The 22,135-nt window shown below is 74.2% G+C and carries 20 protein-coding genes and 2 pseudogenes; 13 read left to right on the forward strand and 9 right to left on the reverse strand.

Annotated elements, in window-relative coordinates; translation table 11 throughout:
* Positions 1-63 precede the first annotated feature (63 nt).
* Positions 64-1,098 carry an alpha/beta hydrolase gene (locus K7854_RS32185; RefSeq protein ID WP_226030090.1) on the forward strand — a complete coding sequence of 345 codons (1,035 nt, stop codon included), beginning with the start codon at positions 64-66 and terminating at the stop codon, positions 1,096-1,098.
* A gap of 180 nt (positions 1,099-1,278) precedes the next feature.
* The gene (locus K7854_RS32190; protein ID WP_226030091.1) at positions 1,279-2,625 is read left to right on the forward strand and encodes a M64 family metallopeptidase; all 1,347 of its coding nucleotides are present in this window, start codon (positions 1,279-1,281) and stop codon (positions 2,623-2,625) included.
* 1 nt (position 2,626) lies between these two features.
* Here K7854_RS32190 and K7854_RS32195 read toward each other — a convergent pair whose 3' ends face one another.
* Together K7854_RS32195 and K7854_RS32200 are read right to left on the reverse strand one after the other, a co-directional pair.
* Entirely contained in the window at positions 2,627-3,202 is a 576-nt protein-coding gene (locus K7854_RS32195) for a pyridoxamine 5'-phosphate oxidase family protein (RefSeq protein ID WP_226030092.1), read from the reverse strand.
* Positions 3,203-3,294: 92 nt separating this feature from the next.
* Positions 3,295-4,158, reverse strand: a complete 864-nt coding sequence (locus K7854_RS32200) for an alpha/beta fold hydrolase (RefSeq protein WP_226030093.1) — start codon at positions 4,156-4,158, stop codon at positions 3,295-3,297.
* Between the two features lie 108 nt (positions 4,159-4,266).
* Here K7854_RS32200 and K7854_RS32205 point away from each other — a divergent pair, with 108 nt between their 5' ends.
* Complete coding sequence (locus tag K7854_RS32205) at positions 4,267-4,674, forward strand: winged helix-turn-helix transcriptional regulator (RefSeq protein WP_226030094.1); 408 nt, start codon at positions 4,267-4,269, stop codon at positions 4,672-4,674.
* A gap of 9 nt (positions 4,675-4,683) precedes the next feature.
* On the opposite strand, the gene K7854_RS32210 is transcribed toward K7854_RS32205, so the two are convergent.
* Together K7854_RS32210 and K7854_RS32215 are read right to left on the reverse strand one after the other, a co-directional pair.
* Positions 4,684-5,913 carry an NADH:flavin oxidoreductase/NADH oxidase family protein gene (locus tag K7854_RS32210; protein ID WP_226030095.1) on the reverse strand — a complete coding sequence of 410 codons (1,230 nt, stop codon included), beginning with the start codon at positions 5,911-5,913 and terminating at the stop codon, positions 4,684-4,686.
* Positions 5,913-6,740: an SDR family NAD(P)-dependent oxidoreductase gene (locus tag K7854_RS32215; protein ID WP_226030096.1), complete on the reverse strand. Its 828-nt coding sequence runs from the start codon at positions 6,738-6,740 to the stop codon at positions 5,913-5,915. The genes K7854_RS32210 and K7854_RS32215 overlap by 1 nt, the downstream gene beginning before the upstream one ends.
* A gap of 131 nt (positions 6,741-6,871) precedes the next feature.
* Between K7854_RS32215 and K7854_RS32220 the strand changes: the two genes are divergently transcribed.
* Positions 6,872-7,327: a MarR family winged helix-turn-helix transcriptional regulator gene (locus K7854_RS32220; RefSeq protein ID WP_226030097.1), complete on the forward strand. Its 456-nt coding sequence runs from the start codon at positions 6,872-6,874 to the stop codon at positions 7,325-7,327.
* Here K7854_RS32220 and K7854_RS32225 read toward each other — a convergent pair.
* From K7854_RS32225 to K7854_RS32235, 3 genes are read right to left on the reverse strand one after another with little or no spacing between them, the layout of a single operon-like run.
* On the reverse strand, positions 7,324-7,851 hold the full coding sequence (locus tag K7854_RS32225) for a hypothetical protein (protein ID WP_226030098.1): 528 nt from the start codon (positions 7,849-7,851) through the stop codon (positions 7,324-7,326). The genes K7854_RS32220 and K7854_RS32225 overlap by 4 nt on opposite strands.
* Entirely contained in the window at positions 7,848-8,738 is an 891-nt protein-coding gene (locus tag K7854_RS32230; RefSeq protein WP_226030099.1) for a hypothetical protein, read from the reverse strand. Before K7854_RS32230 ends, K7854_RS32225 begins: the two co-directional genes overlap by 4 nt.
* Positions 8,735-9,103, reverse strand: coding sequence for a phage tail sheath protein (locus K7854_RS32235; RefSeq protein WP_226030100.1), 369 nt, complete (start codon positions 9,101-9,103; stop codon positions 8,735-8,737). Before K7854_RS32235 ends, K7854_RS32230 begins: the two co-directional genes overlap by 4 nt.
* Positions 9,104-9,124: 21 nt before the next feature.
* Between K7854_RS32235 and K7854_RS32240 the strand changes: the two genes are divergently transcribed.
* The 6 genes from K7854_RS32240 (at position 9,125) to K7854_RS32265 (ending at position 18,428) form a co-directional block, all read left to right on the forward strand.
* A complete protein-coding gene (locus tag K7854_RS32240) occupies positions 9,125-12,004 on the forward strand; it encodes a CHAT domain-containing protein (RefSeq protein WP_226030101.1) in 2,880 nt (959 codons plus the stop codon).
* A gap of 46 nt (positions 12,005-12,050) precedes the next feature.
* On the forward strand, positions 12,051-13,148 hold the full coding sequence (locus K7854_RS32245; RefSeq protein ID WP_226030102.1) for a tetratricopeptide repeat protein: 1,098 nt from the start codon (positions 12,051-12,053) through the stop codon (positions 13,146-13,148).
* A gap of 59 nt (positions 13,149-13,207) precedes the next feature.
* A complete protein-coding gene (locus K7854_RS32250; protein WP_226030103.1) occupies positions 13,208-13,762 on the forward strand; it encodes a GNAT family N-acetyltransferase in 555 nt (184 codons plus the stop codon).
* A 93-nt stretch (positions 13,763-13,855) separates the two neighbouring features.
* Complete coding sequence (locus tag K7854_RS32255; protein ID WP_226030104.1) at positions 13,856-15,358, forward strand: ABC transporter substrate-binding protein; 1,503 nt, start codon at positions 13,856-13,858, stop codon at positions 15,356-15,358.
* A 3-nt stretch (positions 15,359-15,361) separates the two neighbouring features.
* A complete protein-coding gene (locus K7854_RS32260) occupies positions 15,362-17,176 on the forward strand; it encodes an ABC transporter permease subunit (RefSeq protein WP_226030105.1) in 1,815 nt (604 codons plus the stop codon).
* Position 17,177: 1 nt separating this feature from the next.
* Entirely contained in the window at positions 17,178-18,428 is a 1,251-nt protein-coding gene (locus tag K7854_RS32265; RefSeq protein ID WP_226030106.1) for an MDR family MFS transporter, read from the forward strand.
* A gap of 31 nt (positions 18,429-18,459) precedes the next feature.
* Here K7854_RS32265 and K7854_RS32270 read toward each other — a convergent pair whose 3' ends face one another.
* A complete protein-coding gene (locus K7854_RS32270) occupies positions 18,460-19,245 on the reverse strand; it encodes a CDP-alcohol phosphatidyltransferase family protein (RefSeq protein ID WP_372481099.1) in 786 nt (261 codons plus the stop codon).
* Positions 19,246-19,354: 109 nt separating this feature from the next.
* Between K7854_RS32270 and K7854_RS32275 the strand changes: the two genes are divergently transcribed.
* The 3 genes and pseudogenes from K7854_RS32275 to K7854_RS32285 all read left to right on the forward strand — a co-directional run.
* Entirely contained in the window at positions 19,355-20,365 is a 1,011-nt protein-coding gene (locus K7854_RS32275; RefSeq protein ID WP_226030107.1) for a zinc-dependent alcohol dehydrogenase, read from the forward strand.
* Between the two features lie 115 nt (positions 20,366-20,480).
* The gene (locus K7854_RS32280; RefSeq protein ID WP_226030108.1) at positions 20,481-20,879 is read left to right on the forward strand and encodes a 6-pyruvoyl trahydropterin synthase family protein; all 399 of its coding nucleotides are present in this window, start codon (positions 20,481-20,483) and stop codon (positions 20,877-20,879) included.
* Positions 20,876-21,181 (forward strand): annotated as a pseudogene (locus K7854_RS32285) (glycosyltransferase family 1 protein); the annotation flags it as partial. The gene K7854_RS32280 and the pseudogene K7854_RS32285, both read left to right, overlap by 4 nt.
* On the opposite strand, the pseudogene K7854_RS32290 reads toward K7854_RS32285, so the two are convergent.
* Positions 21,172-22,003 (reverse strand): annotated as a pseudogene (locus tag K7854_RS32290) (protein kinase); the annotation flags it as partial. The pseudogenes K7854_RS32285 and K7854_RS32290 overlap by 10 nt on opposite strands.
* Positions 22,004-22,135 lie beyond the last annotated feature (132 nt).

The following is a 22,135-nucleotide window of genomic DNA, read 5'->3' on the forward strand; positions in this document are numbered from 1 at the left end:
AGAACGACCGCCGCACCCCCCGCACCCCCGCGCGACCAACAGCAACCCACCCAGGGAGCCGCCGTGTTCGCGAACGTGCCCACCACCGTCCTCACCCCGCCGCGGGCGAGACTCCTGCTGGTCCTCGCCGTGCTGTTCGCCGTCCTGGCACCGACCGCACCCGGGGCCGTGGCCGCCGCCGGGAAGCCGGAGACCGGTGCCGCCCGCCCCGGCGCGGAGGTCGTCGCCGTCACCCGGGTCGCGGACCGGCAGGTCGACCTGTCGGTACGCTCGGCGGCCCTGGGCGGCCGCACGGTCGACGTCCGCCTGCTCACCCCGGACGGCTGGAACCCGCACGACCGACGCCACCGGCAGCACTGGCCCACCCTCTGGCTCCTGCACGGCTGCTGCGGCGACTACACCTCGTGGACGAGCATGACGGACGTGGCGGAGACGGACAGCCTGCGCGACGTGCTGGTCGTGATGCCCGAGGCGGGCTGGAACGGCTGGTACAGCGACTGGTGGAACCACGGGGACGGCGGCGACCCGGCCTGGGAGACCTTCCACACCCGGGAACTGCGCCACCTCCTGGAACGCGACTGGGGCGCGGGAAGCAACCGCGTGGTCGCCGGCCTGTCCATGGGCGGCCAGGGCGCCCTGCTGTACGCCGCCAGACACCCCGGGATGTTCAAGGCGACGGCGGCCTTCTCCGGTTCCGCCCACCCCCTCCTCGACGAGGAGTCGATCGACCGCATCATGGGCTTCTTCGCCGGGCAGGGCGACGACCCGCTCCGGGTCTGGGGCGACCCGGTGGCCCAACGCCGGATCTGGCAGGCCCACGACCCCTTCCACCTCGCCGAACGGCTGAGGTCCATCCCGGTCTACCTCTCCTGCGGCGACGGCACCACCGGCCCCCTGGACGCGCCGGGGGCCACCAGCGCCCTGGAGGCCGACTTCAACCGCCAGAACCACGCGCTGGCGGCGGAGCTGAAGCGGGTGGGCGCCAGGCACGTGACGACCAACTTCTACGGCCCGGGAACCCACGGCTGGGCCTACTGGGAACGGGAGTTGCACGCGTCGCTGCCGATGCTGCTCGGGGCGCTGGGGGTGGGCGACTGACCCGTCCGAGGCCGGTCGGCCACTGAACCCTGCGACACCTGATGCGCGGCGGCCCATGGCCTTGCATCATCCCAACACCCCTTGCCAGCAGCCCTGTCGACCCCTAACTTAAGTGCGCAGTTAAGCACACTTACATTCGCAGTTACTCGATCGGCCGGGGAGAGCTCCGTGCACATAGGCATGCGTAGATCGGCGGCGGCAACCGTCCTCGCCCTCGCCGTCTCCTTGGCCGCGGCCGACATCGCGGGCGCTGCCGAAGCTCCGACGGCCGCCAACGGCTCGTACGTCGACGTCGAGTACTTTCCGGAGCCGACCGGCGAGGGCGCGCGTACCAGCGTCCCGACGGACAGCCCGCACACGCAACGGGCCCGGCCGACCGCGTCCGACTCCCGCCAACGCGGCACCGCCACCGACTCCGAGGACGGAGAGGTCGTCCCGCTCGCCGAGACCGGCCCGACCGCCGACCGCCTCGACGTCACCATCATCGGCGACGGCTACACCGCCGCGGAGCAGGACGACTTCCTCGAGGACGCCCGTACGAAGTGGGACGAGGTCACCGACATCGACCCGTACAGGAGCTACGAGGGCCTCTTCAACGTCTGGGCCGTGCAGGCCGTCTCCGAGGACTCGGGCGTCACCGGCGACCCGACCCGGGACGTCGTCAGGAACACCGCGCTCGGCTCGTACTTCTGGTGCGGCGAGACGGAGCGCCTGATCTGTGTCGACCTCGACAGGACGAAGACCTACGCGGACCGGGCCCCCGCGACCGACCTCGTCATCGTGGTCTCCAACTCCGCCAAGTACGGCGGCGCCGGCTACTCCGGCCTCGCGGCGGACTACGGCTACGACGGCGTCTCCACGCTCTCCTCCGACAACGACCGCTCCACCCTGATCGCCGCCCACGAGATGGCCCACTCCAGAGGCCTCCTGGCGGACGAGTACCAGTACGCGGGCTACGGCGACTACCCCCACCCCGAACCGGTGTACCCCAATGCCTCGATCCTGACCGCGGACCGCATGGCCGCACAGCGCACCAAATGGGCGGCATGGCTCGGCGAGCCCGACCCGAGCGGTGGGGTGGTCGGCACCTACGAGGGCGCCGACTACTACGAGTACGGGGTCTACCGTCCCACGGAGGACTCCATCATGCGCTCGCTGAACACCGACCGGTTCAACCTCCCGGGCCGCGAGGCGATGATCGCGGGCTTCTACCGCTCCGCCAACGCCCTCACCCCGCTGCGGAACACCGCCGTCAAGGCCACCCGCCTCACCCGCCTCTCCGTCGGACTCGCCGACCTGGGCCCGGACACGGGTCTCTCCCGCCCGCAGCTCCGCTGGTACGTCGACGGGCGCGAGGCACGACAGGCCCGCGGCAGGACGTCCGTCCTCCCGGCGTCCCTCGGCGTCCCGTCCGACCGGCGCACCCACAAGGTGACCGCCACGGTGGTCGACACGACGACCGCCGTCCGCAGCGGCGCCGTACGGGACCTCACGTCCAACTCGGCTACCTGGACAGTGAGTCGGTGACTCAGAACGTCCACCGCGTATGACTGTAGACGCCGTCGTCCCGGCCGAACCCGTACGCGGTGACCGGGGCCACCGCGAACAGCACCGCGTCCGAGCGCCGCATGGCGTCCCCGATGCCGTGGAAGGTGCCGTCGGCCGCGGTGATGTGCGCCCCGTACTTCGCCTCGTACGCCGCGATCACCTCCTCCAGCACCGCAGGGTCGCCGACCGGCTCGGCCTCGCCCTCGACGACGAGGTCGAACCCCTCGGTGAGTGAGTTCCCGCCCGTGAGCAGTGCGCAGTGCGCGTCGTGCGCGAGGTTCCGGGCCTTCTGCTCGCCCGGCCCGGTCGAGAAATACAGCACACCGTCGTGCCACGCCGCGATCACCGGCGTGATGTGCGGCCCGCCACCGGGCCGCATCGTGACCGCCCAGAAGATCTCGGCCGTCTCCACCCGCCGCCGGGCCTCGGCCCACTCGGTGGCGGTGACGTCCTCGGCGCCGGGGCGGGGATGGAGTGCTGAGCTGTAGCGGGCGTCGAGCTCGGTCTTGGGCTGTTCGGTCGTGTGCTGCTCGGCGGTAGGTCGTTGCAGGGACATGGCGGACTCCTTGCTCTCTTGTCCGTAACGACTGCCGGCCGGGCCTGAAATCATCGGTGGGCCGGACGGGGGTACGTCCGACGCCGCGATCCTCACCCCCTGGCAGGCGAGCCCCCGGCACCGGGCCCCGGGACCAGGAACGGTTCGAGGAGGCTGAGGAGCCTGTCGGGGCGGTGCAGCGGGACGATGTGGCCGCAGTCGTCGATCACGTGACCCACGAGGTGATCGGCGACCGGTCGCAGTTGTCGTTCGAGGGCCCGGCCCACCGGGTGAGCACCCACGGCCATCGTCGGGACGGTCAACCGCCCGTCGGCGACCGCCTCCGCGATCTGCTCGCGGCTCGTGGGCAGCGCCCGGTAGTACGAGAAGGCGCAGCGCAGGGCCTCGGCGCCGGTGTACGCCCGCACGAAGGCGTCCCGCACATCGGGACCGACGCCCTCCCCGAGGGTTCCGGCGCCCAGGAACCAGTCGACGTACCGGGCCTCGTGCCCGGTCAGCACCGTCTCCGCGAGACCGGGCACCGCGTGGAAGCCGAACCACCAGGGTGGCCCCTGGGCGAGGAACTCCTCCGCCCCCGGCAGCCCGCCCAGAAGTGATTCCATCAGCACGAGCCGCCCGACGAGGTCCGGCCGTCGCATGGCGAGCAGGAACGCGGGCGGGGTCCCGGCATCGATCCCCACGACGGCCGCCGAGCGCACTTGGAGGGCGTCCAGCAGCGCTTCCGCGTCGGACGCCAGCGTGCCCGCGTCGTAGCCGTCCGCCGCACGCGTGCTGGCCCCCGCGCCCCGCATGTCCGGTGCGATGACGCGATGGCGTTCGGCCAGGGGGCCCATGACGCGGGTCCACAGCCGCCAGGTGTGCGGGAAGCCGTGCAGCAGGAGCACGGCGGGGCCCTCGCCCTGGAGGGCCACGTTCAGTTCGATGCCGTTGACCGCGACGCGGCGGAGTACGGGCACAGGGATCCCCCGGAGGTGAGCGGTGGTAACCAATGGTGACAACAAAACGGTAGGTAACTATGGTGGGGGAGCCAAGACCGCACTTCTGCGACAGGTGGTGAGCCACAGGTGACCTCCTCCTCGACCTCCGGGGCGCCGCGATCCCCGGACGGCGACCGGGGCGACCTGTTCGACCCGGGGTGCCCCACGCGCCGCCTCCTCGACCGGATCGGCACCAAGTGGACGTCCATGGCCGTCAAGGTGCTGGCCGAGGCGTCCCCGGAGGAGGTGCGGTTCGCGGAACTGCAGCGCAGCATGACCGGCATCTCGCAGAAGATGCTGTCGGCCACCCTCCAGGGCCTCGCCCGCGACGGCCTGGTCGGCCGCCGGGTCGAGGCGACCGTCCCGCCGCGCGTGTACTACCGGCTCACCCCGCTCGGCCTGACCCTGGAGGAGCCACTGGCCGCGCTGCGTGAGTGGGCCGAGGCGCACATGGCCGAGGTGGACCGCGCCAACCGGCGCGACGAGGCGTCCTGACGCGCGCCCTCAGGCATGCGCCAGCCACTTGAGATAGCCGCGTCGTCGTCGCCCTCGGACTAGCCGTTCGAGGACCAGGGCGACGGCGGGGGAGTAGGGCGGCCGGGACGGCTTGCCGTGGCCCAGGCGGGCCAGTCGGCGTGCGGTGAGGGACTGGAGGGCCGCGGCTGCCAGCGTCTTGTTCCGCAGCCGGGTACGGGGCGGTTCGGCCCGGGCGTCATGACCGGCGAGCCACTGCCCGGGCAGTGCGGGCTCGACGGCCAGCGCCGTCGCCAGCCCCGCCACGGCGACGCCGGAGTCGAGCACTTCCTGGGCCACCGCACGCCGCCGGATTCCGCCGGTCAGCATCAGCGGCAGCGGCGAGGTGGTGAGCAGCTGTTCGGCGAGCGTCAGGAAGTACGCCTCCCGGGCCAGGGTGCGGCCGTCCGCGGGGAAGCCGGCGGTGGCCAGGCTCTCGATGCTGCCGCCGGACAGCTCGACCAGGTCGGTCCCCGCGTCGGCGAGCATCTTGATCACGTCCCGCGCGTCGTCGGTGTCGAAGCCGCCGCGCTGGAAGTCGGCCGAGTTCAGTTTGACCGCGACCGCGAAGCCGGTACCGGCTCTCTCACGGACCGCGCCCACGACGTCGAGCAGCAGGCGCGCGCGGTTGGCAAGGCTGCCGCCCCAGCGGTCGTCGCGCCGGTTCACCAGGGGCGAGAGGAACTGGGAGAGGAGATAGCCGTGCGCGGCGTGGATCTCCACTCCGTCGAAGCCGGCCTCCCGCGCCCGCCGCGCGGTCACGGCGAACCGTTCCACCGTCTCGTCGATGTCCCGGGCGGTCATCGCCCGGGGGATGGGGTACATGCCGGACAGGCCGCCCACGTCGACCGGCACCGCCGAGGGCGCCCAGGTGGTGCGGGCGAGGTCCTTGGGGACCACGCGCCCGGGGTGGTTGATCTGCATCCAGAACCGGCCGCCCGCGGCTTGCCCGGCCGCCGCCCAGCGCCGGAAGGGCTCCAGCGGCGTGTCCCGCTCCAGGACGACGTCGCCGGGCTGGGCGACCGCCCGCCGGTCGACCATGACGTGGCCGGTGATCAGGAGCCCGGCACCTCCCGCGGCCAGCCGGCGGTAGAGCGTGGCGAGCGCGGCCCCGGGCAGTTGCCCCGGCTCGGCCAGCAACTCCTCCGTCGCCGCCTTCGCGATCCGGTTGGGCAGCAGGGCGCCGCCGGGCAGCCGGAGCGGTTCGCTCAGCAGGGTCATCACCGCTCCCCGGCGGCGGGGTCGAGATCGCTGACGTCGTGGAATCCCAGCCGGCGGTTGAGACCCCCCGTCAGGCGCGTGACCGTGGTGCGGGGAAGCACCCGCGAGGCCCAGACTCCGGCCCGCTGGGAGGCGCGACCGGGGAAGGAGACCGACCGGCCGCGGGCGAAGTCGTCGAGGGTCCGGGCGGCCACGTCGGCGGGTGCGTCCGTGAACCTCGGGTCCATGGAGGCGGTCGTACCGTCGAAGAATCCGGTGGCGGTGGCTCCGGGGTGGGCCGCCATCACCCGTACGCCGGTGCCGCGGACCTCCTCGGCGAGCGCCTCGGTGAACGACAGCACGAACGCCTTGGTGGCGGCGTAGCTCGCCTGGTACGGCATGGGCTGGAAGGCGGCGGTGGAGGCGATGTTGACGATGCCGCCGCGGCCGCGTTCCACCATGCGGGCGCCCAGGAGGTGGACCAGGCCGACCAGCGCGGTGACGTTCACGTCGACGGACCGGAGGGTGGGCGCGAGGGGACGGCTGAGGAAGGGCCCCACCGCCCCCGTCCCGGCGTTGTTGACCAGGAGGTCCACGTCCAGACCGAGTCCGTCGACGGCCTCGACGACCCGCTGCGGCGAGTGCCGGTCCGACAGGTCCGCGGCGATCACGTCGACGCGCACGGCATGCGCGGTCCGGATCTCGTCGGCGAGCGCGTGCAGCGCGTCGGCCGAACGGGCGACCAGGACCAAATGGGCCCCTCGGGAGGCGAGTTCGCGTGCGTACGCCTCGCCCAGCCCCTTCGATGCGCCGGTGACCAGGGCGGTGGTGTGCGTGTAGTCGTGCATGGGTGAGTGCTTCCTGTGCGGCCGGATGAAGGCATGGAGGAGCAGCCCGTCGCCAGATGCTTCGAGCCTCGAATCAATTGGTCCTCAACATACACTTCGAGGCTCGAAGTAAATAGGGGTACGATGCGGCCATGACGCGAAGCACCCTCGAGACGGCGGTGGCGGCGAACCACGAGCTGTTCATGCAGACCGGTGACCGCATCGAGTCCGTCCTCGCGGAGTTCGGGCTGACCCCCGCGACCGCTCAGGCACTCTGGGCCATCGACCCGACCGAGGCGCCGCCCTCGATGAAGTCGCTGGCCGCACGCCTGTACTGCAACGCGCCCAACCTCAGCTTCGTCATGAACCAGCTCACCGACCGTGGCCTCGTCGAACGCTCCGCCGACCCTTCCGACCGCCGTTCACGGGTGGTGGCGCTGACCGAGGACGGGCGGCGCGTGCGGTCGGCGGTCATCGAGGCGACCCTGGCGCTGACGCCGTTCGCCGGGCTGACCGACGACGAACTGCGTCAGCTGGTGCAACTGCTCGGGAAGGCCCTCGGCCGGGGCGGCACCGGGGGACCGCCGCAGGCACCTGCGGCGTCCTAGCCGGCCGCGTGCACCCGCATCACGCGGACGCCACGGCGCTGGAGCCGCGCGACGGTGTAGTGGCGCTGCTTCCACCCGCGCAGGGGGCCGCCGACCAGCTCCTCGGCCTCCTCGCGACGCAGGTGGCGGTACCTGTTGGTGACGAGCTGCGGTTCGTAACCGGGCACCACGTCGAAACCGTGCACCTCGGTGAACGACTCGTTGAACCCGGTGGCGGGGAAGTAGGTGATCCAGCGGGCGTGGTCGTCCAGCCGGCTGGGGTGGACCCCGGGCCGGCCGAGCACCAGGTGCGCCACGATGGCCGTGACCTCCGGGCACTTGTTGGTGATCGAGGCCACGGGGGCGTTCGCCAGGTCGCCCATGACGACGACCGGCTTGCGCGCGCCGCCGGGACGGAAGACCCGGACGTGGTAGTTCGCGTGCCCGTACCAGTCAGGCGACCGGTAGGGCAGCGCGTGCTGGTCGATCACCAGGACGGCCTCGTCGGCCGGCGCGGGCTCGGACGTGCGACGGAACAAGCTCATGTCTGCTTCCTCAGCACGGTCGTGATCTCGGCCCCCACATCCTCGGTGAGCGGCCCCTCGCAGGCGATGCCGAGGCTTTCCGCGAGCTGCCGGCCGTGCAGGTCGACGGCCGACTCGGCCAGCTCCGCGAACGACGCGCCCGCGAGCCGCGCCTGGCGCCACGCGGTGGCGGCCGCGACGGCACCGGCCACCGCCGACGGCCACCACACGGCGCCCACGGCGACGTAACCGACCGCCCATGCCATCAGCCGGGCCGAGGCGGCGAACCTGGAGCGGGACGCGACGATCTCGCCGCGCACGTCCTCGGCCAGCACGAGCCAGACGCGTGGCCACGCGGAGGTGAGGTCGAGCCGGTAGGCCTGCCAGACGCGGGTGTCGACGGCGGCGACCCGGTCGCCGAGCCAGAACGGGTGGTCGGGTGGGGTGAGAGCGATCCGGTTGCGCCGCGCGTTGAGCCGCCGGGCCCGGGTCGCGGCCGCCGCCGCTCCGGGTGTGCCCTCGGCCCTGGCGATTTCCAGCAGGGCGCGGTTGAACGCCTCGTGCGCGTCCTGCCAGCGCCGTCGGCGCCGGTCGGCGAGCCGGCGGGGCCGGGTCGCGAGCCACAGCCGCTCCACCGTCGCGCCCAGCCCGGTGGCGGCCAGCCCGAGCCCCGCCGAGGCCGCCAGCAGGCCGGCCAGGAGGAGGACGAGTGTTCCGGTGTTGCGCAACGCGGGCTCGGCCGACAACTCGTTGAGCCGGGTGAGCAGCAGACCGAAGTCGTCCCAGCGCCGGTGCCCGAGCGTCACACCGACGGCGGCCACGGCCATCAACAGCACGCTGGGCCCCAGCATCAGGGCGATCCAGCGCTCGGCCAGCTTCCCGCCCAGCGCCTCCAGGAACCTGGTCACGACCGCAGCCTGGTGACCACCATCGGCTGCCGCAGCGCCACGCAGAACACCGGCTCCGCGCCCGGCGCCTCGACCCGGGCGCAGACGCCGGTCGGGCAGGCGAGCACCTCCAGGACACGATGCCCGTCGCCCGCGCCGGGGAACCGTGCGTAGGAACGGGCCGGACTCAGTCCCGCCGCGTGCCCGGCCCGCAGCAGCAGCATCTCCAACGCGTCCAGGTCGTCGCCGAGTTCGTCCAACGGCGTGCCGTCGCGGACCCGGCAGGCGATGGACTCGGCGAGCGCCCCGGCCTCTGGCGAGGTCCGGACCGCGTCGGTATCGTCGGCCAGGCGTCGGCACAGCACGGCCAGTTGGTCAGCGGTCATCGCAGTGAGGATAGTTGCGCAGTGACGAGCCCGACACCCTTCGACAGCGAGATCGAGCGGAACAGGCGCGAGGCGGCGCGGGGTTCGGTGAACGCGATGCACGACCTGGCCGTGGGTCTGCGCGACCGCTACCGGTTCCTGGGCGACCCGGCCGACCTGCTGGACGGGATCGCGGAGTTGAGGACCGCCCTCGGACACGTGCCGGACCATCCGGTCAGGTACCCGTTGCGGGTCGGACTGAGCGCCCTGCTGCACGACCACTTCCAGCACTTCGGCGACGTGTCCGCGCTGCACGAGGCCCTGGCCGGGTGCGACGCGTCGATCCCGCTGCTGGACGGGGAGAACCGCCTGGTGGCGGCGATGGTGCGGGCGGAGACACTGATCCTGCTGGCCGAGCACACCCGCGATCTGGCGTACGTGGTGGAGGCGGTCGAGTCCGCGTCGCGGCTGCCGCGGGTACCGGCCGCCCAGTACGTCCTGGGCAAGGCCCTGCACATCAGGTACGAGCTGACCCACGACCCGGCCCTGCTCGCCGACGCGGCCCGGGTGCTGGAGGAGAGCGTCCTCGCGACGCCGGCGGACGACCCGCTCTACGTGCCGCGGCTCAGCCAACTCGGCAACGTGTTGCAGCGATCCGCGGAACACACCGGCGACGAGTCCGTGCGGGAGACCGCCGTGCGGTACCTGCGGGACGCGATGGCGCGCACCCCGAGCGGTTCGCGCGCCGCGCTGCACCACAAGGTCGACCTCGCCTCGGCGCTGCGGGACCGCGGCCGCAAGACCGGAGACGTCGCCGCGCTGCGGGAGGGCGTGGCCCTGCTGCGCGAGGTGCTCGGCGCGACCCCGCCGGACGAGCCCGGATGGGCGAACCGCTGCGAGAACTATCTGATCGCCGTGCAGGACCTGGTGGCGCATACCGGCGAGATCGACGTGCTCGACCAGGCCGTGGAGATCGGCCGGTCCGCGCCGGCCGGAGCCGGCGCGCCGGGCATGATCCCGCTCCTGCTGGGGCTGCTGCACAACGAACGCTTCCTGCACACCGGACTGGAACGCGACCTCGGCCGGGCGATCGCCGCGTACACCGAGGTCGTCGAGACGGTGCCGTACGGCGGACGGACCCATGCGGTGGCGCTGGGCAACCTGGGCCGGGTCTGGTTCTCCGAGTACGGCCTCAGCGGCGGCCCGGAGGCCCTGCACCGGTCCGTCACGGCGCTGGGCAGCGCTGCCCGGGCGAGTGCTCCGGACACGACGGAACGCGGCGAGATCCAGATCAACCACGGCGGTGTCCTGTACGCCCAGTACGAACTCACCGGGGACCCCGGGGTACTGGCCGCCTCGGGCCGCGCCTTCCGCGAGGCGGCCGGGATCGAGGCGTTGCAGCCCCTGGGGCGGGCCAGGGCCGCGCGCTCATGGGCCCACGCCGAGGCCGAGGCCGGACGATGGGACCGGGCCCGGGACGCCTACGCGTACGCGGTCGGCCTGCTGCCGCTGGTGGCGCCCCGGCGGCTTGCCCGCGTGGACCAGCAGCGGCTGCTGGCGGAACTGGACGGGCTCGCCGCCGACGCCGCCGTGAGCGCCCTGCGGGCGAACGATCCGCGGACCGCGGTGCGGCTGCTCGAACTGGGCCGCGGCCTGCTCGGCGGACAGGTGCTGCAGGGCCGCAGCGATCTGTCCCGCCTGCACGCGGTGGCCCCCGGGCTCGCGCAACGACTGGGTGACGCGTTCGGCCGGCTGTCCCCGGCCGGGCATCTCATCGGCGTCGCGGCGGACGAACGGCACGATCTGGACGTCCGGGTGCGGCAGTTGCTCGACGAAGCGCGAGCACTGCCGGGATTCGCGGACTTCCTGGCCCCGCCGGACCTCGACGAGCTGCTGGCATCGGCCGAGGACGGGCCGGTGGTGCTGATCAACGTGAGCCGGTACCGCAGTGACGCGTTGATCGTCCGCCCGTCGGGGGTCACCGTGGTCGAGTTGCCGGGCGTGACCCCGGACTCCGTGGCGGGCCAGGCGGCCGCCTTCGGCGCCGCGCTGGCCGGGGCGGCGCGGCCGGGCGCGGGCGAGACCGATGCCCAGGCCACCGCCGCGGCGGTGCTCGGGTGGCTGTGGGACCACGTAACCGAACCCGTGCTCCGGCGACTCGGGTACACCTCCCGCCCGTCGGGCGCCTGGCCGCGGGTGTGGTGGTCGCCGGTGGGGCGGCTGGCGCTGCTCCCGGTCCACGCGGCCGGCCGCTTACCGGGCGGCGCGTCCGTCCTCGACCGGGTGGTGTCGTCGTACACGCCGACGCTGCGGGCGCTGCGGCACGCCGGGCAACGGCACAGCCGGGCGGACGACGACCTGGTGGTGGTGGCGGTGGGAGACGCCACGGGGGCCAGGCCACTGCGCGGTGTGGAGCGGGAGGCGAGCGGGATCGCGGCACTGACCCGGGCCACGCGGCTGGACGGCGCGGCGGCGACGGCCGACGCGGTCCGCGCCGCACTGACCTCCCACGCGTCGGCGCACTTCGCCTGCCACGCGGCGAGCGATCCCGACGATCCCTCGGCCGGTCACCTGCTGCTGCACGACGGGCCGCTGTCCGTGCTGGACGTGTCCGCGCTGGACCTGTCCGGTGTCCGGCTCGCGGTGCTGTCGGCGTGCGAGACCTCACTGGGCGCGCCGCGGGTCCCGGACGAGAGCCTGCACCTGGTGTCGGCGTTCCAGCTCGCCGGCTACCCGCAGGTCGTCGGCACGCTGTGGCAGGTCAACGACCTCGTCGCCCGGACGGTCGCCGTGGACCTGCACACGGGCCTGGCGGCGGGCGAGGACGCGGCGACGGCGCTGCACCACGCGGTGCACCGCTGCCGCGACCGTTTCGACAGGACCCCGACACTGTGGGCCGCGTACCTCCATTCCGGGCGCTGACCGGCGACGGGCCGGCGGCGGGACGGGACCGAGACAGGGGAGAGACATGGCGTTCTGGAGGAAGAAGCCGAAGACCACCGACCACTACGTCGGGGACTTCGGCAGCGCCGAGATCGAGGTGACCGAACGGCGGGGCCGGCCGCCCTCGGTCGAGATCAGACTGTCGGTGACGGCGGAGTACGCCCACGGCCTCGAATTCCAGCGCAAGCGCGAGGAGCTGGGCCTGAACCACCCGGAGACGCTGCACGCCCTGCACGTGTACGCGGTCGCGCTGGGCGAGCAGCCCGACAGACAGGAGGACGCGATCGCCCTGCTGGAGTGGCTGGCCGCCGCCCGCACGGACGACCAGCCGAACCGGCTGCTGACGCTGAACGACCTGACCAGGCTCTTGCAGGACGGCGGGAACCCCGCACGCGCCGAGGAGTGGCTGCGCGAGGCCCTGGCGGGCTGGGAGCGGCTGCGCGGCCAGGACGACCCGCAGACCCTGCAGATCGCGACGAACCTGGCGCGAGCCCTGGTCGACCTCGGGCGCAAGGAGGAGGCCGAGGGTCTGATGCGGGACACGGTCTTCCGCCGTAACCGCACCCTCGGTGCCACCCATCCGGACACCCTCAGCAGCAGGAACACCCTGGCGGGCACGCTGCGCGGCTCCCCGGCCCGGCTCGCCGAGGCGGAAGGCATGTACCGGGCGATGCTGGCCGACGTCGACGGCACGACCGACCTGAGCATGACCGTGCAGCACAACCTGGCCGCCGTCCTCACCCACCAGGGCAAACACGCCGAGGCGCTGGAGATGTACGGCCACCTGGTCGACGCCCGGTCGCGGCGGCAGGGCGACGACCACCAGAGCACGTGGCGGGCCAGGCGCAACTACGCCTCGGTGCTCACCAAGCTCGGCCGCGTCGCCGAGGCCGAGGAGCGGCTCACCGAAGCGCTCGCGGGCTGCCGACGGGTCTTCGGCCCGAGGCACTCCACGACCCTCGGCGTGCAGGCCGACCTGGCGGCGACGAAGGCCAACCAGGGGCGCGCCCAGGAGGCGGTTCCGCTGCTGCGCGACGCGATCGACGGCTACCGCAGCACCCACGGGCCGCACCACCCGCGCGTGCGCGAACTCACCGCCATCCTCGCGCAGCTGGGCGGGTGACCCGGCCCGCCGGAGGGGCCGGATCCGAAGCGGCGAGCCTTACTGCATATGATGTGCAAGTGCGCAGCAGTGACTACTCCCTCAGGACCGCCACCCCCGCCGACCTGGACGCCGCCCGAGCCGTCATGCTCGACACCGTCTACCGCGACTTCGGCACCGGGTACGTCCCGCGCTGGCACGCCGACGTCATCGACCCGGCCGAGGCCTACCTGAAGCCCGAGCGGCACACCCTCCTCGTCGCCGTCGCCCCGGACGGCGAGGTCGTGGGCACCGGCGCCCTGGATTCCCGGGGCCCCGCGCACCCCCCGAACCCCGCGCACGTCGCCGAGCGGTACCCCTCCGGTGCGACCGCGCAGCTGCGGCGGGTGTACGTGCGGCCCGAGCACCGGCGGCGCGGGCTCGCGCGTCGACTTGTCGACGAGTTGCTCGCGTTCGCCGCCGCCGACGGCGGGTACCGGGCCGTCTACCTGCACACCGACCCCTCCGTCACCGGGGCCGAACCCTTCTGGCGGTCGTTGGCCAAGGTGGTGCACGACGAGCGGGAGGACGCGGGGGGCGGACAGGGGATCGTGCACTTCGACGTGCCCCTGCCGGTGCTCTCCCGGACGAGGTAGGCGTGAAAACCGTTTTCATGTAAGGTCCGTTGCGCTGCCGCGTGCCCGGCCGCCCGCCTGCCCGACCGCCCCGAACTGATCGATCCGAGGACCATGCGCTCCCACCGCCGCCCCCGGCTGCTCGCCCCCCTCCTGCTCGTCCCGCTGCTGGCCGGCTGCTTCGCCTCCGGCGGCGACGACTCCGCATCCGGCGGCAAGGACGGTGACGGCGCCCGGCTCCGCGTGGGCCTCGCTTTCCCGCCCGCCGAGAACCTGTCCCCCTACGGCGCCGACGCCACCCTGCTCAGCCGCCTCGGAGTCACCGAGGGCCTCACCGCGCTGGACGCCAACGGCTCCGCCGCGCCCGCCCTCGCCGAGTCCTGGCGCCGGGACGGGGACAAGACCTGGGAGTTCACCCTCCGCGACGCCACCTTCCAGGACGGGGGCGAAGTGACCCCCGCCGCGGTCGCCGAGTCCCTCCGGCACGCCACCGACGCCGAGCCCGCCCCCGCCGCCCTCGCCGGTGTCGAACTCGACGCCGAGGCGGGCGGCGACCGGGCCGTCCGCATCACCACCGCCGAGCCCGACCCGGTACTGCCCCTGCGGCTGTCCAGCCCCAGCCTCGCGATCCTGTCCGAGGGCGCCTACGGCAAGAGCGACCGCGTCGACCCCGTCGGCCACGCCACCGGGCCCTTCGAACTGACCGAGGTCAACGGCGCCACCTCCGCCTCCCTCGACCGGTTCGACGACTACTGGGGCGGCCGCGCGCAGGCCTCCGGCATCGACGCGCGCTTCATCGCCGACGGCACCGCCCGCACCAACGCCCTGCGGACCGGGGAGCTGGACATCGCCGAGGCCGTTCCCGTCGCCCAGGCGGCCTCCCTGGACAAGAAGACCCGGCGCGACACCGCCACCACCCGGACCACCAGCCTGTTGCTCAACGCCTCCGCCGGGCCTTTCGAGGACGCCGGGCTGCGGGCCGCCGCCCGGGGCGCGCTCGACACCTCGGTCTTCGCCGAGGACGTGTACGAGGGGTACGCCGACCCGGCCGCCGGTGTGTACGGTCCCGCCGTCACCTGGGCGGAAGGGAAGCGGACCGCGCCCGTCGGGCGGGCGGCGGCCAAGAAGGCCGGCGGTGCCACCGTCAACCTCGCCACCTACGACAACCGGCCCGAGCTGCCCGAGGTCGCCCAGGTGGTCAAGCAGCAGCTGGAGAAGGCCGGGTTCACCGTCAAGCTCACCGTGCGGGAGTACTCGCGGCTCGAAGGCGACGCCCTCGCCGGGAAGTTCGACGCCTTCGTGCTCGCCCGCAACACTCTCCTCGACACCGGTGACCCCGTCGCCGTCCTCGCCGGCGACTACACCTGCGACGGCGGCTTCAACATCGCCCAGCTGTGCGACAAGGGCGTGGACCGGGCCGTCGCCGAGGCCGAGAAGATCGCCGACACGGCGAAGCGACAGGACGCCGCCATGGCCGCCGAGGCCCGCGTCCTCGGCAGCGACGCCGTCCTGCCCCTGGTGCATCAGCGCGTCATCACAGGCGTCGCCGACTCCGTGCAGGGCATGATCCTCGACCCGTACGAGCGCACCCTCGTCGGCACCGGCACCCGGCGCTGAACCGTGCGGCAGCGGGTGGCCACCCTGGCGTGGCGGGTCGTCCTGGCGGCCGGACTCGTGTGCGGGGTCGGGCTGCTGCCGTGGCTCACCCGCACCGACCCCGCCTACACCGTCCTCAAGGCCCGGTCCGCCGAGCGGGAACCCACACCCGAGGTGCTCGCCGGCATCCGGCGGCAGCTCGGGCTCGACGGCGGGCCCCTGCACTCCCTCACCGGCTGGCTGGGCGGGCTCCTGCGCGGGGACGCCGGGCAGTCGTGGATCTCCGGGGGCGACGTCCTGCCCGACGTGCTCCAGGCCCTCGGTGCCTCGCTGCTGCTCATGGGGGCCGCGCTGCTCGTCGCCGTCCTCACCGCCGGGCTGATCTGCCTGCGCACCCTGCGGCTGGGGGCCCGGCGGCGGCTCGGCGGGCGGCGCGCGGGCGGGGGCGTGTCCGCGGTTCTCGCCTCGCTGCCCGAGTTCCTCGTCGCCTCCGTGCTCGCCACCGTCGTCGGCGTGCAGCTGGGGTGGCTGCCCGCGCTGGGGTGGTACGGCCCCCAGTGGACCGTGCTGCCCGCACTCGCCCTCGGACTGCCCGCGGGTGCCGTGCTCGGGCGGCTGCTCGACGACCTGCTGCCGGGTGCCTTCGGTGAGCCGTGGGCGCTGGCCGCCGCGGCCCGCGGGCTGACCGGGCGGTCCATCGCCCGCCAGGCCGTCCGGCGGTGCGTGCCCGCGCTGCTGCCCAACCTCGGGCTGTTCGTCGTCGGGCTGACCGGCGGCGCGGTCGCCGTCGAGCAGGTCTTCGACATCCCGGGGCTCGGGCGCACCACCCTCCAGGCCGCCCTCGCGCAGGACCTGCCCGTCCTCCAGGCTGGGACCCTGGCCCTGGTCCTGCTCGCCGCGCTCGCGACCGGGGCCACCCGCGTCGCCGCCCGGCTGCTGACCGGGCCCGCGCTGCGCGACGGCGCCCTGTCCTCGCTGCACCGGCCCGCCCCGCCCGCCGGGGGACTGCTGCCGCTGCTCTACGGCCTCGTCCTGCTCGCCGTGGCCGGGCTCGGGCTGACCCGTGATCCGCTCGCCCTCGACACCGGGCAGCGGCTGCGGGCACCCTCCCTCGACCACCCCTTCGGCACCGACGCTCTCGGGCGCGACCTGCTCGCCCGCGTCGGCCACGGGGCGCTGGACACGCTGCTCCTCGCCGCCGCCATCAGCGCCGCCGCCCTGCTCGTGGGCGTACTGCTCGGGCTCGTGCCCCGGGTCTCCGCGCCGCTGGTCGACACGGTCAACGCCGTACCGCCGGTGCTGGTCGCACTGCTCGTCACCGCCGTCGCCGGGAGCGGGGCGGCCACCCCCGCGCTCGCCGTCGGCGCCGTCGCCTGGACACCGCTGGCCGCGCACACCTCCGCCCTGCTGCTCCAGGAGCGCGCCACGCTGCACATCACCGCCACCAAGGGGCTGGGCGCCGGGCGGGTCCATCTGCTGCGGTACGAACTGCTGCCCGCCGTGCTGCCGCCGGTCCTGCGGCACGCCCTGCTGCGGCTGCCCGGTGTCGCCCTCGCGCTCGCCTCGCTCGGCTTCCTCGGCCTCGGCGCCCAGCCGCCGTCCCCGGAGTGGGGCCTGCTCCTCGCCGAGAACCAGCCCTACGCCGAGCGCGCCCCCTGGGCCGTCCTCGCCCCCGCCGCCGTACTCGCCCTGCTCGGCGCGCTGGCCGTCAGTGCCGCGGGGGCGTTGCGCCGACGGTCCCCGGGACGGCACCCCGGGACGACCGGGGCCGGGAAGTCCGGGGCGGGAGAGCGGCGGCCGGTGGCAAGGGCGGAGCGGGAACCGGCCGGAGTCCGGTGACATGACCTCCGCATCCGCCTCCGCCGGGCGGTCCGGACGGGCTTCCGGCCGCCGCACCGCCCCGCTCGGCACCCTCTCCCCGCTGCTCCGGCTGCTCGTCCTCACCCAACTCGCCTTCAACGTCGGCTTCTTCGCCGTGCTGCCCTTCCTCGCCGAGCACCTGGGCCGGTCCGTCGGCATGGCGGGTTGGCTGGTCGGGTTCGTGCTCGGGCTGCGCACCTTCAGCCAGCAGGGGCTGTTCGTGGTCGGCGGGGCTCTCGCCGACCGGTACGGCGTCCGGCCCGTCGTGCTGGCCGGGTGCGCGCTGCGGATCGCCGGGTTCGCCTGGCTCGGGTTCGCCGAGCGGACCTGGGCCGTCATCGGTGCCGTGCTGCTGATCGGGTTCGCCGCCGCGCTCTTCTCGCCGGCCGTCGAGTCCGAGGTCGCCCGGCAGGCCGTCCTGCGGGAGGAAGCAGGAGGCGGGGACCGGACGCGGGTGCTCGCGCTGTTCACCGTCGCCGGGCAGGCCGGTGCCTTCGCCGGGCCGCTGCTGGGGGCGCTGCTGCTCGCCGTCGACTTCCGCACCGCCTGCCTCGCCGGGGCCGGGGTCTTCGTGCTGGTCCTCGGCGGGCACGCGTGGCTGCTGCCGCAGCGCATCCCGGGCCGGGCCCAGGTCCGGATGAAGGGCGGGGCCCGGCTGGTACTGCGCAACCGGCGCTTCCTCGCGCTGTGCTGCGCCTACGGTGCCTACCTCCTCGCCTACAACCAGCTCTACCTCGCCCTGCCCGCCGAGGTGGAGCGGGCCGCCGGTTCACAGGCGCCGCTGGCCTGGCTGTTCGCGCTGTCCTCGCTGCTCGTGGTGACCGCGCAGTTGCCGGTGACCCGGTGGGCGGGGGAGCGGCTGGCGCCGCGCCGGGCGATGGTGGCGGGGCTGGCGCTGATCGCCGCCGGGTTCGCCGCCGTGGGGCTGGCCCGGCCCGCCGGGTGGACGGGGGCGGGCGGGCTGGTGCCCGCCGCCGGGTTCGTGGTCCTGCTCACCCTCGGGCAGATGCTGATCGCGCCCGTCGCCCGCGCCTGGGTGCCGGACCTTGCGGAGGAGGGGCGGCTCGGGCTGTACACCGGAGCGCTGTCCTCGGTCTCCGGGCTCGTCGTGCTGGCCGGCAGCTCCGCGACCGGTCTGCTGATGGACACCGGGCTGCCGGTCGCCGTGCCGTGGCTGGTACTGGCCGCCGTACCGCTGGGAGCGGTGTGGCTGCTGCCCCGGCGCAGCTGAGCGCGGCGGCACCGGAAGCCGCCGCCGGACCTCACCGCGCGAGGAGTTCCCGTACCGCCGCGACGGGCGCCGCGGGAACCCGCGACCGTCGCCACAGCCACCGCACGTCCCGCCCGAACGACCACACCAGCAGGCCCAGCGCCACCGCCACCACCCCGGCGTTCGCCACCCGCGGCAGCAGGTCCGCGCCCGCCAGGAGCAGCAGCACGCCCTGCAGCGCGGCCACCGTCTTGCGGGCCGTGCTCGGCGGCAGCGAGGCGGTCAGCCACGGCCACACCCGGGCCGCCGCCACGAACGCGTACCGCATGGAGCCGATCAGCAGCACCCACGGGCCCAGGTCCGTCGCGACGTACACGCTGAGGACCAGGATGAGGAACGCGTCGACCTCCATGTCGAAGCGCGCCCCCAGCGCAGTGCACGTGCCGGTGCGGCGGGCGACCCTGCCGTCCACGCCGTCCAGGACCAGGGCCACGGCCGTGAGGCCCACGAGGAGCGGGACGGGCGGCGCGTCGCGGAAGGAGTCGGCGACCAGGGCGGTGACGGCACCGACCAGGGTGGCCCGGCCGAGGGTGACCCGGTTGGCCGGGCCGAACACCGGCAGCCGGGAGCGGTGCAGGGCCCGGGAGAGCACCGCCCAGCCCGCGAACGCGAACGCCAGGCCGGTCAGCCAGCCCGCCGTGCCCATGCCGATCGCGGTGCCGAGCAGCGCCAGGAGCAGGAGTTGCGCGCCCGCGCCCACCGCCGTCTCCTGCTGGACGGACCTCGCGGGACAGGCGTCGTACGCGTCGTCCGTGTGGTTCAGGTTGATCAGGGCCACCGAACATCCTCCGGCCGTGTGACAGAGTCGATCAACGCCGCTACCTTGTGCGCGGCTTGTGCATCCCTCGGTACGTGAGTGGCTTCCCGATCGTTCAGGAGGACTTCCGATGACACGCATGGCACGTGCCTACTGGCTCGAAGCGCCGGGGCGGGGCGCGATCCGCGAGGTGGAGCTGCCGGTACCGGCCGCGGACGAGGTGCTCGTGCGCTCCCTCTTCAGCGGCGTGAGCCGCGGCACCGAGACCCTCGTCTTCGGCGGCCGGGTGCCCGAGAGCCAGTACACGGCCATGCGCGCGCCGTTCCAGGAGGGCGACTTCCCCGGGCCGGTGAAGTACGGCTACCTCAGCGTGGGTGTGGTGGAGGAGGGGCCGCAGCGCCTCGTCGGACGCACCGTGTTCTGTCTCCATCCGCACCAGACGCGGTACGTCGTCCCGGCCGCCGCCGTCACGCCCGTGCCTGCGGAGGTCCCCGCCGCGCGGGCCGTGCTGGCCGGCACCGTCGAGACCGCCGTCAACGCCCTGTGGGACGCGGCGCCGCTGATCGGGGACCGGGTCACCGTGGTCGGCGGCGGCATGGTCGGCTGCTCGGTCGCCGCCCTGCTGGCCCGGTTCCCCGGCGTCCGCGTCGAGTTGGTCGACGCCGACCCGGCCCGCGCGGCGGTCGCCCGGGCGCTCGGTGCCGGTTTCGCCCCACCCGACGCCGCCGCCGGTGACCGCGATCTCGTCGTGCACGCCAGCTCGACGCAGGCGGGCCTCGCCCGGTCACTGGAGCTGCTGCGGCCCGAGGGCACCGTCGTCGAGCTGAGCTGGTACGGCGACCGGCGCGTCGCCCTGCCGCTCGGCGAGGCCTTCCACTCCCGGCGGCTGTCCCTGCGCGGCAGCCAGGTCGGCACCGTGTCCCCGGCCCGCGCCGCGACCCGCAGCTACGCCGACCGGATCGCCCTCGCCCTCGAACTGCTCGCCGACCCGGCCTTCGACGCGCTCGTCACCGGCGAGTCCGCGTTCGCCGAACTGCCGGACCTGATGCCGCGGTTGGCGTCCGGTGCGCTCCCCGCACTGTGCCACCGGATCCGGTACGACGGGGCGGACACCGGCTCGGGCGCCCGCAGTGCTGCCTGACCTTGAGGAAAGACGTACGACCGACTGAACGGGGGAAGGCACCCAGCCGTAATAGACGGCACCCCGCGCAGCGACCGGCGGGGGACCAGACGTGCCACACCTGGAGGGTCGTCCGTTGTTCAGCATCACCGTCCGCGATCACATCATGATCGCCCACAGCTTCCGCGGCGACGTCTTCGGTCCCGCGCAACGACTGCACGGAGCGACGTTCCTGGTGGACGCCACCTTCCGGCGCGAGCAGCTGGACGAGGACAACATCGTCGTCGACATCGGCCTGGCCACCCAGGAGCTGGGTGCCGTCGTGGGCGCCCTGAACTACCGCAACCTCGACAACGAACCCGACTTCGCCGGGGTCAACACCTCCACGGAGTTCCTGGCCAAGGTCATCGCCGACCGGCTGGCCGAGCGCGTGCACCGGGGGGCGCTCGGCGAGGGGGCCAGGGGCCTGGCCGGGCTCACCGTCACCCTGCACGAGTCGCACGTCGCCTGGGCGAGTTACGAGCGTGCGCTGTGACCGGCACCTCCGTGGAAGCGACGGCAGGCGCGCCCGCCGGACCGGTCCGGCTCGCCCACGTCCCCGCCCAGCCGCCCGGGCCGGTCACCACCCCGGCCCCGAGGAACGGGGGGATCGTCCCCATGTCCCTGCGCTCCGTGCACTTCGTCATGCCGGGCGGTGTCGACGACCCGGCCGCACCCAGCGGCGGCAACGCCTACGACCGGCGGGTGCGGCTCGACCTGCCCGGGTTCGGCTGGCGGGTGCGGGGGCTGCCCGTGCCCGGCGACTGGCCCCGGCCGGACGCCGCCGCCCGCGCCGAAGGCGGGGGCTCCGCCCGGCCCCGGGGTCCCGGGCACCGGGAGCACGCCGACGCCGCGCGCCTCGATGGCGGCCCGCCGGGCGGCCTCGGGGTCGGCGTCGCCCGGACCGAAGACGCCGGTCCGGGTGGCACCGCCGCCCGGCCCGAAGGTCCCGCCCGGGTCCACGGCGGTGACCGGCTCCGCGTCGGGCGGCGGGGGCACCGGGTCGTACCCGCACAGCGCCTCCTCCGCCGCCCCGGCCGCGAGGCCGGTCAGCACGACCCGCCCGTCGTCGCAGACGAGCACGGTGCGCGCGGTGATGTTGCGGTGCACCCAGCCGTACGAGTGCAGCACCCGCAGCGCCAGCAGGACGTCGGAGGCCACCTCGGCCGCGCGGTACGGGGTCAGGGTCTGTTCGGCGAGCAGCGCGGCCAGCGGCCTCGCGGCCACCAGCTCGCTGACGATCCACAGCGAACCGCCCTCGGCGAAGACGTCGAAGACCTGGTCGAGCCGCGGGTGGTCGGGCACCGCCGCCGCGGCCTGCGCGGCCTGGACGGCCCGCCGGACCACCGGATCGGCCGGCCGCCCGGGGCCGCCGCCCGGGGCCGGTGTCCGCCCGCGGGGGTACCGGGCGCCGCCGTCCCGGGCCGTGAAACCGTCGGGCAGGCCGTCCGCGTCGAGCACCTCGGCCTCGACGACCTCCGGCAACGCGATCTGGCGGACCAGGACTTCCTGACCGCTGTAGGTGTCGAAGGCCCGGGTCTCGGTGAGTTCGTACTCCTCGGACGGCGGCAGGGGCAGGCGGTAGCGGTCGGCGAGCACCCGTCCCGCGTAGTCGTCCACGTCGCCACCCCCGGCAGCCGTCGGTCAATTCCGTTCGTCCGGCGGGCCGTTCCGGCTGCGTACGGTCCGCAACCACTCACGATACGTGCCGGAGGCAACCCGCAATGAGCTGATGCCAGATATCGGGCGGGT

Source organism: Streptomyces hyderabadensis (genome assembly GCF_020404845.1).
GTDB classification, from domain to species: Bacteria; Actinomycetota; Actinomycetes; order Streptomycetales; family Streptomycetaceae; genus Streptomyces; species Streptomyces hyderabadensis.

Coding starts and splice junctions, on each gene's coding strand:
- K7854_RS32195 (WP_226030092.1), bottom strand. CDS start 3,202: ATGTCCCTGCAACGACCTACCGCCGAGCAGCACACGACCGAACAGCCC.
- K7854_RS32190 (WP_226030091.1), top strand. CDS start 1,279: ATGCGTAGATCGGCGGCGGCAACCGTCCTCGCCCTCGCCGTCTCCTTG.
- K7854_RS32235 (WP_226030100.1), bottom strand. CDS start 9,103: ATGACCGCTGACCAACTGGCCGTGCTGTGCCGACGCCTGGCCGACGAT.
- K7854_RS32265 (WP_226030106.1), top strand. CDS start 17,178: ATGACCTCCGCATCCGCCTCCGCCGGGCGGTCCGGACGGGCTTCCGGC.
- K7854_RS32210 (WP_226030095.1), bottom strand. CDS start 5,913: ATGACCCTGCTGAGCGAACCGCTCCGGCTGCCCGGCGGCGCCCTGCTG.
- K7854_RS32220 (WP_226030097.1), top strand. CDS start 6,872: ATGACGCGAAGCACCCTCGAGACGGCGGTGGCGGCGAACCACGAGCTG.
- K7854_RS32215 (WP_226030096.1), bottom strand. CDS start 6,740: ATGCACGACTACACGCACACCACCGCCCTGGTCACCGGCGCATCGAAG.
- K7854_RS32275 (WP_226030107.1), top strand. CDS start 19,355: ATGACACGCATGGCACGTGCCTACTGGCTCGAAGCGCCGGGGCGGGGC.
- K7854_RS32245 (WP_226030102.1), top strand. CDS start 12,051: ATGGCGTTCTGGAGGAAGAAGCCGAAGACCACCGACCACTACGTCGGG.
- K7854_RS32225 (WP_226030098.1), bottom strand. CDS start 7,851: ATGAGCTTGTTCCGTCGCACGTCCGAGCCCGCGCCGGCCGACGAGGCC.
- K7854_RS32255 (WP_226030104.1), top strand. CDS start 13,856: ATGCGCTCCCACCGCCGCCCCCGGCTGCTCGCCCCCCTCCTGCTCGTC.